The sequence below is a fragment of the Streptomyces sp. NPDC004031 genome (assembly GCF_053604375.1).
Genome location: NZ_JBSGHL010000085.1, coordinates 16,443 through 28,384 on the forward strand (window position 1 = coordinate 16,443; position 11,942 = coordinate 28,384).

General features: G+C 74.0%; 8 protein-coding genes. 5 read left to right on the forward strand and 3 right to left on the reverse strand.

The window, feature by feature from the left end; all coding sequences use genetic code 11:
* Nucleotides 1–18 precede the first annotated feature (18 nt).
* The 3 genes from ACWERV_RS34170 to meaB are packed head-to-tail and all read left to right on the forward strand — an operon-like array spanning nucleotide 19 to nucleotide 5,112.
* On the forward strand, nucleotides 19–1,866 hold the full coding sequence (locus ACWERV_RS34170) for a methylmalonyl-CoA mutase family protein (RefSeq protein WP_452940537.1): 1,848 nt from the start codon (nucleotides 19–21) through the stop codon (nucleotides 1,864–1,866).
* A complete protein-coding gene (gene scpA, locus ACWERV_RS34175) occupies nucleotides 1,863–4,073 on the forward strand; it encodes a methylmalonyl-CoA mutase (RefSeq protein ID WP_398192585.1) in 2,211 nt (736 codons plus the stop codon). The genes ACWERV_RS34170 and scpA overlap by 4 nt, the downstream gene beginning before the upstream one ends.
* A 7-nt stretch (nucleotides 4,074–4,080) precedes the next feature.
* The gene (gene meaB, locus ACWERV_RS34180; protein ID WP_452940539.1) at nucleotides 4,081–5,112 is read left to right on the forward strand and encodes a methylmalonyl Co-A mutase-associated GTPase MeaB; all 1,032 of its coding nucleotides are present in this window, start codon (nucleotides 4,081–4,083) and stop codon (nucleotides 5,110–5,112) included.
* Between the two features lie 44 nt (nucleotides 5,113–5,156).
* Here the strand turns inward: meaB and ACWERV_RS34185 are convergent, their stop codons facing one another.
* Nucleotides 5,157–6,035: a LysR family transcriptional regulator gene (locus ACWERV_RS34185; protein WP_452940548.1), complete on the reverse strand. Its 879-nt coding sequence runs from the start codon at nucleotides 6,033–6,035 to the stop codon at nucleotides 5,157–5,159.
* Between the two features lie 79 nt (nucleotides 6,036–6,114).
* Between ACWERV_RS34185 and ACWERV_RS34190 the strand changes: the two genes are divergently transcribed.
* Nucleotides 6,115–7,038, forward strand: a complete 924-nt coding sequence (locus ACWERV_RS34190; RefSeq protein ID WP_452940540.1) for an EamA family transporter — start codon at nucleotides 6,115–6,117, stop codon at nucleotides 7,036–7,038.
* A gap of 69 nt (nucleotides 7,039–7,107) precedes the next feature.
* Here ACWERV_RS34190 and ACWERV_RS34195 read toward each other — a convergent pair whose 3' ends face one another.
* Nucleotides 7,108–8,403 carry a dicarboxylate/amino acid:cation symporter gene (locus tag ACWERV_RS34195; RefSeq protein WP_452940542.1) on the reverse strand — a complete coding sequence of 432 codons (1,296 nt, stop codon included), beginning with the start codon at nucleotides 8,401–8,403 and terminating at the stop codon, nucleotides 7,108–7,110.
* Nucleotides 8,404–9,228: 825 nt separating this feature from the next.
* Here ACWERV_RS34195 and ACWERV_RS34200 point away from each other — a divergent pair.
* The gene (locus tag ACWERV_RS34200; RefSeq protein WP_452940544.1) at nucleotides 9,229–11,046 is read left to right on the forward strand and encodes an adenylyl cyclase; all 1,818 of its coding nucleotides are present in this window, start codon (nucleotides 9,229–9,231) and stop codon (nucleotides 11,044–11,046) included.
* Between the two features lie 194 nt (nucleotides 11,047–11,240).
* Here ACWERV_RS34200 and ACWERV_RS34205 read toward each other — a convergent pair.
* A partial coding sequence (locus tag ACWERV_RS34205; RefSeq protein ID WP_452940546.1) for a phosphopantetheine-binding protein occupies nucleotides 11,241–11,942 on the reverse strand: 702 nt, incomplete at its 5' end.

Sequence of the window (11,942 nt, forward strand, 5' to 3'; positions counted from 1 at the left end):
GCGCCTACCCTGCGCTGTATGACGGTTCTGCCTGACGAGGGAGTCTCACCGGCCGCCCCGTTCCCGGAGGCCACCCGTGAGCAGTGGCGGCAGCTGGCCGCGGGGGTGCTGCGCAAGTCGGGTAAGGAGGTGCCGGACGCGGAGGCCGAAGCGGCGCTCGCGACCGCGCTGGACGGCGGCGTGACCGTACGGCCGCTCTACACCGCGCAGGACACCGCGCCCGACCCGGGCCTGCCCGGCTTCCCGCCCTACGTGCGCGGCAGCGCCCTGCTCGGCGGCTGGGACGTGCGCACACGGCTGGACTTCGCCGACCCCGCGGCCGCCAACGCCGCGGCGCTCGACGACCTGGAGAACGGCGCGACCTCGCTCTGGCTGGCCGTCCGCGGCCCCGCCCTGCCGCCCGGCGGTCTCACCCGGGCCCTGGACGGCGTCCTCCTCGACCTCGCCCCCGTGGTCCTGGACGCCGGTCCCGACACCGCCTCGGCCGCGCGCGAGCTGATCGGCCTGTACGAGGCCCGGGGCGTGGACCCGGCGGCCGTCCGCGGCTGCCTCGGCGCCGATCCGCTCGGGCAGGCGGCCCGCACCGGCGAGGCCGCCGCCCCCGACGACGCCGTGGCCCTCGCGCGGCGGGTCCACCGCTGCTACCCGGGGGTGCGGGCGCTCGCCGTGGACGCGCTGCCCTACCACGAGGCGGGCGCCTCCGAGGCGCAGGAGCTGGGCGCCGCGCTCGCGACCGGGGTGGCGTACCTGCGGCTGCTGACCGGTGCGGGCCTGGACGTCGAAGCGGCCCTCGGCCAGCTCGAATTCCGCTTCGCCGCGACCGCCGACCAGTTCCTGACCACCGCCAAGCTGCGCGCGGCGCGCCGGACATGGGCGCGCGTCGCGCAGACCTGTGGCGCCCCGGGGGCGGCCGGCCAGCGCCAGCACGCCGTCACCTCCACGGTCATGGCGACCCGCCGCGACCCGTACGTGAACCTGCTGCGGACCACGCTCGCCGCCTTCGCCGCCGGGACGGGCGGCGCGGACGCCGTCACCGTGCTGCCCTTCGACACCGCGATCGGCGCGCCGGACGCCTTCTCCCGCCGCGTCGCCCGCAACACCTCGGCGATCCTGCTGGAGGAGTCGCACCTGGGCCGGGTCGCCGACCCCGCGGGCGGCTCCTGGTACGCCGAGTCGCTCACCACCGAACTGGCCCGCGCCGGCTGGGCGTTCTTCCAGGAGCTGGAGGCCGCAGGCGGCCAGGAGCGGGCCCTCGCCTCCGGCCTGCTGGGCGAGCGGATCGCCGCGACGTGGGCGGCACGCCGCCGCCGCCTCGCCACCCGCCGCGAACCCGTCACGGGCGTCAGCGAATTCCCCGACCTCGCCGAGCGGCCCGTGCCGCGCCCGCCCGCCCCGGCCCGTCCCGCCGCGTCCGGCGGTCTGCCCCGGGTGCGCCGCGACGAGGCGTACGAGGCGCTGCGCGCCCGCTCCGACGCCCACCTCGCGGCGACCGGGGGGCGCCCCAAGGTCTTCCTCGCCGCGCTCGGCCCGGCCGCCGCGCACACCGCACGGGCGTCCTTCGCGAGCAACATCCTCCAGGCCGGGGGCGTCGAGCCGGTGCACGACCCGGTGTCGGTGGACGCCGGCACGGTGGCCGCGGCCTTCACCGCGAGCGGCGCGCAGGCGGCCTGCCTGTGCTCCACCGACGCGCTCTACGCCGAGCAGGGGCCGGACGTCGTCGCGGCGCTGCGCGCGGCGGGCGCGCGCTGGATCTACCTGGCCGGGCGGCCGGACGCGCTGCCGGGCCTGGACGGCTACGTCTTCCTGGGCTGCGACGCCGTCGCCGCCCTGACCCTCGTACTCGACCGAGCGGGAGTGGCGGCATGAGCGGCGTCCCGGACTTCACCGGCATCCCCTTCGCCGAGGACGGCGACCCCCCCGGCGCGACCGAGGAGCGCTGGGCCTCCGCGGTCAAGGAGGCCACCGGCAGCAGCGCCGCCGACCTCGCGTGGGAGACACCCGAGGGCATCGCGGTCAAACCCCTCTACACCGCCCGCGACCTGGAGGGCCTCGACACCCTCGGCACCTTCCCGGGCATCGCGCCCTTCCTGCGCGGGCCCTACCCGACCATGTACGTCAACCAGCCCTGGACCATCCGGCAGTACGCGGGCTTCTCCACCGCCGAGGAGTCCAACGCCTTCTACCGGCGCAACCTCGCCGCCGGGCAGAAGGGCCTGTCCGTCGCCTTCGACCTGCCCACCCACCGCGGCTACGACAGCGACCACCCGCGGGTGACCGGCGACGTCGGCATGGCCGGTGTCGCGATCGACTCGATCTACGACATGCGGCAGCTCTTCGACGGCATCCCGCTGGACCGCATGACCGTGTCGATGACCATGAACGGCGCGGTGCTGCCGGTGCTCGCGCTCTACATCGTCGCCGCCGAGGAGCAGGGGGTGCCCCCGGAAAAGCTCGCCGGGACCATCCAGAACGACATCCTCAAGGAGTTCATGGTCCGCAACACCTACATCTACCCGCCGAAGCCCTCGATGCGGATCATCTCCGACATCTTCGCCTACACCTCACGGAAGATGCCGCGCTACAACTCCATCTCCATCTCCGGCTACCACATCCAGGAAGCCGGGGCGACGGCCGACCTGGAGCTCGCCTACACCCTCGCCGACGGCGTCGAGTACCTGCGCGCCGGGCAGGCCGTGGGGCTGGACGTGGACGCCTTCGCACCGAGGCTGTCGTTCTTCTGGGCGATCGGCATGAACTTCTTCATGGAGGTCGCCAAGCTGCGCGCCGCCCGGCTGCTGTGGGCGCGGCTGGTCCGGCAGTTCGGCGCGAAGAACCCCAAGTCGCTGTCCCTGCGCACCCATTCGCAGACCTCCGGCTGGTCGCTGACCGCCCGGGACGTCTACAACAACGTCACCCGCACCTGCGTCGAGGCGATGGCCGCGACCCAGGGCCACACCCAGTCGCTGCACACCAACGCGCTGGACGAGGCGCTGGCCCTGCCCACCGACTTCTCCGCCCGCATCGCCCGCAACACCCAGCTGCTGCTCCAGCAGGAGTCCGGCACCTGCCGGGTCGTCGACCCGTGGGGCGGCAGCGCCTACGTCGAGCGGCTCACCCACGACCTCGCCGAGCGCGCCTGGCAGCACATCCAGGAGGTCGAGGCGGCGGGCGGCATGGCCCAGGCGATCGACGCGGGGATCCCCAAGCTCCGCGTCGAGGAGGCCGCGGCCCGCACCCAGGCCCGTATCGACTCCGGGCGGCAACCGCTCATCGGCATCAACAAGTACCAGGCCGCCGACGACGCGCCGATCGACGTGCTCAAGGTCGACAACTCCGCGGTCCGGGCCAGCCAGATCGCCAAGCTGCGCAGGCTGCGCGCCGAACGCGACGAGGAGGCCTGCCGGGACGCGCTGCGCGCCCTCACCGCGGCCGCCGGCCGCCCGTCCGGGACCGGCCTGGACGGCAACCTGCTCGCCCTCGCCGTGGACGCCGCCCGCGCCAAGGCCACCGTCGGTGAGATCTCCGACGCCCTGGAGCAGGTCTTCGGACGGCACGCGGGCCAGATCCGTACGATCTCCGGTGTGTACCGCGACGAGGCAGGCGCCACACCCGCGGCCGACAGCACCCGCGCGCTGGTCGGGCGCTTCGCCGAGGCCGAGGGGCGGCAGCCGCGCATCCTGGTCGCCAAGATGGGGCAGGACGGGCACGACCGCGGCCAGAAGGTCATCGCCACCGCCTTCGCCGACCTGGGCTTCGACGTCGACGTCGGCCCGCTCTTCCAGACCCCGGCGGAGGTGGCGCGGCAGGCGGTCGAGGCGGACGTGCACATCGTCGGCGTCTCCTCGCTCGCCGCGGGCCATCTCACGCTGGTGCCCGCGCTGCGCGCCGAACTGGCCGCGGAGGGCCGCGAGGACATCATGATCGTCGTCGGCGGCGTCATCCCCCCGCAGGACGTGCCCGCGCTGCACGAGGCGGGCGCCGCCGCGGTCTTCCCGCCCGGCACGGTGATCCCCGAGGCCGCGCACGACCTGCTGACCAAGCTGGCCGCGGCGCTCGGCCACGAGGAGCTGTAGCCGCGGTATGCCCACGTCAAGACCCGCGGCGATCGACGCCGGAGCGTACGCCGAGGGCGTGCTCGAAGGGCGCCGGGCGTTCGTCGCGCGCGCCATCACGCTCGTGGAGTCCGCCCGCCCGGACCACCGCGCCCTGGCGCAGCGGATGCTCACCGAGCTGCTGCCGCACACCGGCGGCGCCCGGCGGATCGGGATCAGCGGGGTGCCGGGGGTGGGCAAGTCCACCTTCATCGACGCCTTCGGCACCCTGCTCACCGGCCTCGGGCACCGCGTCGCGGTGCTCGCCGTCGATCCGTCCTCCACCCGCACCGGCGGCTCCGTCCTCGGCGACAAGACCCGGATGGAGCGGCTGGCCACCGACCCGGCCGCCTTCGTCCGCCCCTCGCCGAGCGCGGGCACACTCGGCGGGGTGGCGCGCGCGACCCGGGAGTCCATGGTCGTCATGGAGGCCGCCGGATATGACGTGGTGCTGGTCGAGACGGTCGGCGTCGGCCAGTCCGAGACGGCCGTGGCCGGCATGGTCGACACCTTCCTGCTGCTCACCCTCGCCCGCACCGGCGACCAGCTCCAGGGCATCAAGAAGGGCGTGCTGGAGCTGGCCGACGTCGTCGCCGTCAACAAGGCGGACGGCCCGCACGAGCGCGACGCCCGCGCCGCCGCCCGCGAACTCGCCGGTGCGCTGCGCCTGATGCAGCCCGCCGACGCCTCCTGGACGCCGCCCGTGCTCACGTGCAGCGCGCGCGAGTCCGCCGGTCTCGACACGGTGTGGGAGCGGCTGGAGGCGCACCGCTCCCGGCTCGCGGCGGACGGCGGCCTCGCCGCCAAGCGCCGCGCCCAGCAGGTCGCCTGGGCCTGGTCGACGGCCCGCGACACACTGCTCACCCGCCTCGACACCCACCCCGCGGTCCGCGCCCTGGCCCCCGAGATCGAAGCGGGCCTGCGCGCCGGGACCCTCACGGCGGCGGACGCGGCCGAGCGCCTGCTGCGCGCCTTCGACGGCACCGGCGGCCGGACCGGAGGCCGAGCGGACGGCCCCTGAGGGGTACGGCGCCGGTCCCGGCGGGCGAGCGGTACGGGCGGGGGCTACGCCCGCGGATCCACCCCCAGCGCGTCCAGGAAGGCCGCCGCCGCCGGGGTCGGCCCGGAGCGGGACCAGATGACGTACTCCACGCGCGCCGGGGCGTCCGTCACCTCCACCGTCACCACGCCGGTCAGGTTCGGCGCGTACGCGGCCGGGAGCATGGCGACGCCCAGGCCCGGGGCGACCAGCCGCGGGATGAACTCCGCGCTGCTCACCTCGTAGGCGATGTCGCGGCTCAGCCCCGCCGCGGCGAAGGCCTGCTCGGACTGGGCGCGGCCCGCGGTCCCGGCGGGCAGCTCCACGAAGGTCTCCCGCGCCAGCCGGGCCAGGCTCACCGCGCGCTCCCCGGCGAGCGGGTGGTCCGGCGCGACCACCGCGACCAGGGCGCCGCGCGCCAGCTCGTGGACGCCGACCCCGTGCGGCACCGCCGTGGTGGGCAGGCCCAGGAAGGCCACGTCCAGGCCGCCGGTCCTGACCTGCTCGACCAGCTCGTCGCTCGCGCCCACCCGCAAGGTGATGCGCACCTGCGGATGCCGTTCGTGGATCTCCCGCAGCGCGCCCGGCACGTCGGCCGCGGTGACCGTCGGGATCGAGCCGACGGCGAGCCGCCCGCGCACCTCGCCGACCGCGGCGGCGACCTCGGCCGCCGCGCGCCCGGCGGCCTCCAGGCACTGCCGGGCGGCCGGGAGGAAGGCCTCGCCCGCCGGGGTGAGCCGCACCCGGCGGCTGGTGCGCTCGAACAGCCGGGCGCCCAGCTCGTGTTCCAGCCGGGCCACCTGGTGGCTCAGCGCGGACTGCACGACACGGCAGCGCTCGGCGGCGCGGGTGAAGCTGCTGGTTTCCGCGACGGCGATCACGTACCGCATCTGCTGGAGTTCCATGGATCCATCGTGGATCACGATCGATGGTGTGACAAGCATGTGTTGGACTCATCGATCCTGGCGGGCCGAGACTTCCGTCATGACCACGCAATCCATGGCACGGACCCGCGGCACCGCCCGCGGGGATCGGGGGCCGGGCCTGTCGCGTACCGCGCTCACCGCGCTCGCGCCCGCCGTCTGGGGCACCACCTACATCGTCACCACCGAGTTCCTGCCCGCCGGGCACCCGCTCTTCGCCGGACTGCTGCGGGCGCTGCCCGCCGGGCTCGTCGCCCTCGCCCTCACCCGCACGCTGCCGCGCGGCGCCTGGTGGGGGAAGGCCGCGGTGCTGGGCGCGCTCAACATCGGGCTGTTCCTGCCGCTGCTCTTCACCGCCGCCGAGCGGCTGCCCGGCGGGGTGGCCGCGACGCTCGGGGCGGGCCAGCCGCTGGCCGTCGCGCTGCTCGCGGCGCCGGTGCTGCACGAGCGGCTGTCGCTGTGGCGGATCGGCTGGGGCGTGGCGGGCGCCGCGGGGGTCGGCCTGGTGGTGATCGGGCCGGACGCCGGGCTGGACGGGGTCGGCGTGGCGGCGGGGCTCGCCGGCGCGGTCACGATGGCGCTCGGTGTGACGCTCACCAAGCGCTGGGGGCGCCCGGCGGGGGTGAGCGGCACCGCCTTCGCGGGATGGCAGCTCACCGCGGGCGGCCTGCTCCTGCTGCCGGTCACCTTCCTCGCCGAGGGCGCGCCGCCCGCGGTCGACGGGCGGGCCGCGCTCGGCTACCTCTGGCTGGGACTGGTCGGCGGACTCCTCACGTACACCCTGTGGTTCCGCGGCATCGGCGCGCTGCCGGTCACCTCGGCCGCCCTGCTCGCGCTGCTCTCGCCGCTGGTCGCCGCCGTGCTGGGCGCCGCGGTGCTGGGCCAGACGCTCGGGCCCGTGCAGCTCGCGGGCTTCCTGCTGGCCCTGGGCGCGCTCGTCGGCGGCCAGCTCCCGCCGCCCGTTCGCGGGCCCCGGCGGGGGTGAGCGTACGGCCGCGGCCCGGCCCCTCCGAGGGGAGGGACCGGGCCGCGGTGCGCGCAGCGAGGGCGCGGGTCAGACCTCGACCAGCTCGCGGGTCTCGGACTCCACGGCCGGCTCGTCGTCCTCGATGCCGCGCGGGGCGTCGAAGGCGGCGCGGTCCAGGATCTTCTCCCGGGAGGCGACCAGCACCGGCGTCACGATCTGGCCGGTGACGTTGGTGGCGGTGCGCATCATGTCCAGGATCGGGTCGATCGCCAGCAGCAGGCCGACGCCCTCCAGCGGCAGGCCGACCGTGCTCAGCGTCAGAGTCAGCATCACGATGGCACCGGTCAGACCGGCCGTCGCCGCCGAGCCGATCACCGAGACGAACGCGATCAGCAGGTAGTCGCCGATGCCCAGGTGGACGTGGTAGACCTCCGCGACGAAGATCGCCGCGAGCGCCGGGTAGACCGCGGCGCAGCCGTCCATCTTGGTGGTGGCGCCGAAGGGCACTGCGAAGGACGCGTAGTCGCGCGGCACGCCGAGCCGCTCGGCGACCCGCTGGGTGACCGGCATGGTGCCGACCGAGGAGCGGGAGACGAAGGCCAGCTCGATGGCGGGCCAGGCGCCCTTGAAGAAGTTGACCGGGTTGACCTTGCCGACCAGCGCGAGCAGCAGCGGGTAGACCACGAACATCACCAGCGCGCAGCCGACGTACACGTCCACGGTGAAGGTGCCGAGCGGCTTGAGCAGGTCCCAGCCGTAGGTGGCCACCGACTTGCCGATGAGGCCCAGCGTGCCCAGCGGGGCGAGCCGGATGACCCACCACAGCGCCTTCTGCACGACCTCCAGCACGACCTTCGCGAAGTCGATCAGCGGCTCCGCCTTCTCGCCGACCGACAGCGACGCAGCGCCGATCACGACGGCGAGGAAGACGATCTGCAGCACGTTGGGCTGGCCGAACGCGTCCACGATGTTCGTCGGGACGATGCCGGTCAGGAAGTCGATCCAGCTGCCCTTGTGCAGCCCGTCCGGCACCGCCCCGGCCTTCAGGTGCACGCCGTCGCCGGGCTTGGTGGCCAGGCCCAGCAGGATGCCGATGGTGACCGCGATGAGCGCGGTGACGCAGAACCACAGCAGGGTGCGCACCGCGAGCCGCGCGGCGTTCGTGACGTTGCGCAGGTTGGTGACGCTGACCAGCACGGCGGTGAAGACCAGCGGGGGCACGGCCAGCTTCAGCAGTTGGACGAAGATGTCGCCGATGCGCGTCAGGGTCTCGGTGAGCCAGTGCACGTCGGCGTCGCGGGCTATGAGGCCCAGCACGACGCCCAGGACCAGACCGGAGATGATCTGCGCCCAGAACGGGATTCTCTTCAGGATGGCAGGCAAGGGGGACTCCTGTGACAGCGCCGGACGCAGCCGGGCACCGCGGGGGACGGGGGAGGGGACGGAAGGCCGGCGCGGTGCGGGCGGACGCGGCGCTGAGCGGCAGCTCAGGAGCAGGAACGGGCGACCGGGCCGGGGTACGGGTGGAGGCGTCGGCGCGCAGCACGCCATGACGTCACCCCGGGCGACCGGGGACCGCCGGACCGGGGATCGACCGCGGGCGGCGGGGGAGGGACGTCAGCGACGGACGCGCGTCAGCGCATACACAGGTCGCCGTTGCAGTGGCACAGGTCGACATGCAGACGCCACACCAGCGGGGGTTCTCCCGCGGCGCGCATCGCGATGACTCTGTGGGCACTGGACATGGCAGGGAAGATAATGCATTCATTGCACAAATACAAGCTGTCGTGCACGCGCCACCCGCATTCCCGGCGCTCCCGGCGCCGCAGGTCACGGCGCCGCGAACGCTCCGCCGAATTGACGGTTGATCAATTCCCGTGCCTATTTCCGCGCTTGGCGCGCGGGCGGGTCTTCCCCGGCCTTTCGCCCTCGCCTTCCGGTCCCGCAGGGGCGCGGGGAAGCACGCGGCCGCCCCCCGCCCCGGGGGCGGAGACCCGGCGGCGGTCGGCCGCACCCCCATACCACGGGACGCCCGGCGCCCAACTTCCCCCGCCCGGTGCGCGATCCGTCCGGATCGTACGACCCTCGGAGAAGCCCGCAGACTTATTGACGCTGCCCACCCACGATGATTCACTCTCGCCCTGAGAGCGCTCTCTCGCGGTCCGGCCCACCGCGCAGTCCTCCTGATCCACCACCACAGGGAGAGCCGTGTCCGTCATTCCCTCTCGCCGATCCGTGCTCCGCGGGGCGGCCGTCGCCGCCGCGGTGCCGCTGGCCGGCGGCATCGCCACCGGTACCGCCCACGCCGCGGCGCCGTCCGCCCGTCCCTGCCCGCCGAAGGGGCACAAGGGCGCGGACCTGGGGCACAACGTCCTCGTCTTCGACCCGTCGATGGGCGACGCGGCGATCCAGGCACAGGTCGACGCCGTCTTCGCGATCCAGGAGTCCAACCAGTTCGGCGACGAGCGCTACGCGCTGGCCTTCATGCCGGGCACGTACACCGTCGACATCAACGTCGGCTTCTACACGCACGTCCTCGGCCTCGGGGCGAGCCCGTCGGACGTCGTGATCAACGGCCACATCACCGTCGACGCCCAGTGGTTCGACGGCAACGGCACGCAGAACTTCTGGCGCGCCGCCGAGAACCTGACCATCGCGCCGCCGGACGGCCTCAACCGGTGGGCCGTCGCCCAGGCCGGGCCGATGCGCCGGGTGCACGTCAAGGGCGACATGAACCTCATGCCGAGCCCGCCCGGAAACGGATGGTCCAGCGGCGGGTACCTGGCCGACAGCGTCGTGGACGGCGAGGTGCAGTCCGGCTCGCAGCAGCAGTGGATCTCCCGCAACGACACCCTCGGCAGCTGGGTCGGCTCCAACTGGAACATGGTCTTCGTCGGCGTACAGGGCGCGCCCGCCCAGTCCTTCCCGACGCCCCCCATGACGACCGTCGACCGCACCCCGGTCGTACGCGAGAAGCCCTTCCTGACCGTGGACCGGCACGGCGACTACGAGGTCTTCGTCCCCGGGCTGCGCCGCAACAGCACCGGCACCACCTGGGCCGGCGGCCGCGCCGCGGGCAAGAGCATCGCGCTGGACCACTTCTTCGTGGCCAGGCCCGGCGACTCGGCCGCCGAGATCAACCGCGCCCTCGGCAGCGGCCGGCACCTGCTCTTCACGCCCGGCATCTACAACCTGACCTCGCCCATCCGCGTCACCCGCCCCGGCACGGTCGTGCTGGGCCTCGGCTACACGACGCTGCGCTCGGCCCGGAACAACACGCTCATCGAGGTCGCCGACGTCGACGGCGTCACGATCGCCGGCGTGCTCGTCGAGGCCGCGTCCAAGAACACCCCCGTGCTCGTCCGGGTCGGCGAGGGCCGCACCAGGCACCGGCACAGCAACGACCCGACGGTGATCTTCGACCTCTTCGCCCGGATCGGCGGAGCCGTCGCGGGCGGCGCCGGGGTCAGCCTCCAGATCGACAGCAACGACGTCATCTGCGACCACCTGTGGCTGTGGCGCGCGGACCACGGCCTGGACGGCACGGTGGGCTGGACGGTGAACCCGGCCGACACCGGCATCCTCGTCAACGGCGACCACGTCACCACGTACGGGCTCTTCGTCGAGCACTACCAGAAGTACGAGGTGCTCTGGAACGGCGAGAGCGGCCGCACGTACTTCTTCCAGAACGAGAACCCGTACGACGTGCCCACCCAGACGGCGTGGGTGCACGGCGGCACCAAGGGCTACGCGTCCTACAAGGTCGCCGGCGACGTCCGCGACCACCTGGCGTGGGGTCTGGGCAGCTACTGCTTCTTCAACCTGGAAGCCGACATCTACACCGACCGGACGTACGAGGTGCCCGACACCCCGGGCGTCGTCTTCACCGACCTGATGACCGTGTGCCTCAACGGCGCGGGCGGCGGCGGCATGCTGCACGCCATCAACGGCTCCGGCGACCCGGTGCAGAACGGCTTCGCCGTCTACAACATGAAGCGCTACTCGAACGGCGTCGCGACCGTCTGACGGCGGCCCGCGGCGCGGACGCACGGCGGGTACCGGGACCGTGGGGGCCCTGGTACCCGCCGTGCGTCGTACGCCCTACGTCCCGTCGGGCGGCGGGCGGCGGCGGGCGGCGTTGGGCGGCGGTGGGCGGTCAGCGCCCGGCCGCCACCCGGAGACAGCGACGGCAGCGCGCCGGCTTCGGTGGGCGAGGCCGGTCAGTTGGCCCCCAGCTCGTTGTCGATGAAGGAGAAGATCTCGTCGTCCGACGCGCTGCCGATCTGGTCGAGCACACCGGGCGCACCGTCCTCGTCCCCCTCGGTGCCGTTCAGCGCCGCGAGCAGCGCGTGCAGCCGGACGGACAACCCGGAGCGTACGTCGTCGGCCGACTGCTTCCTCGCGAACGCCGCCTCGAAGCGGTCGAGTTCGGCGAGCAGCGCGTCGGCCGGATCCGGCACCGCCTGGGCGAGCAGGTAGGCCGCCAGCGCGGCCGGAGTCGGGTGGTCGAACACCAGCGTCGTGGGCAGCTTCAGCCCGGTGCTCTTGTTGAGCAGGTTGCGCAACTCGACCGCGGTCAGCGAGTCGAAGCCCATGGCGAGGAAGCCCCGGTCGAGATCAAGACCGCTTCCCCCGGAGTGCCCCAGCACGGTCCCCACGCTCTCCCGCACCAGATCGAGGACGGCCTGCCGCTGCTCCTCCTCGGCGAGCCCGGTGAGCTGGGCGGCGAGCGTCGCCCCGCCGGTGCCGACGGTCCGGTTTCCACCGCTGGCGGGAGAGGTGCGTGCCGCCGCACGGCGGAGGCGCGCCGGGGCGGCGAGGCCCTGGAGTACGAGGGGGCTTTGGTCGTTGAGGTTGGTGGTGTCGAGGTGGGCGGGGGTGAGGGTGGGGTGGGTGGTGGTGAGGGCGGTGTCGAAGAGGGT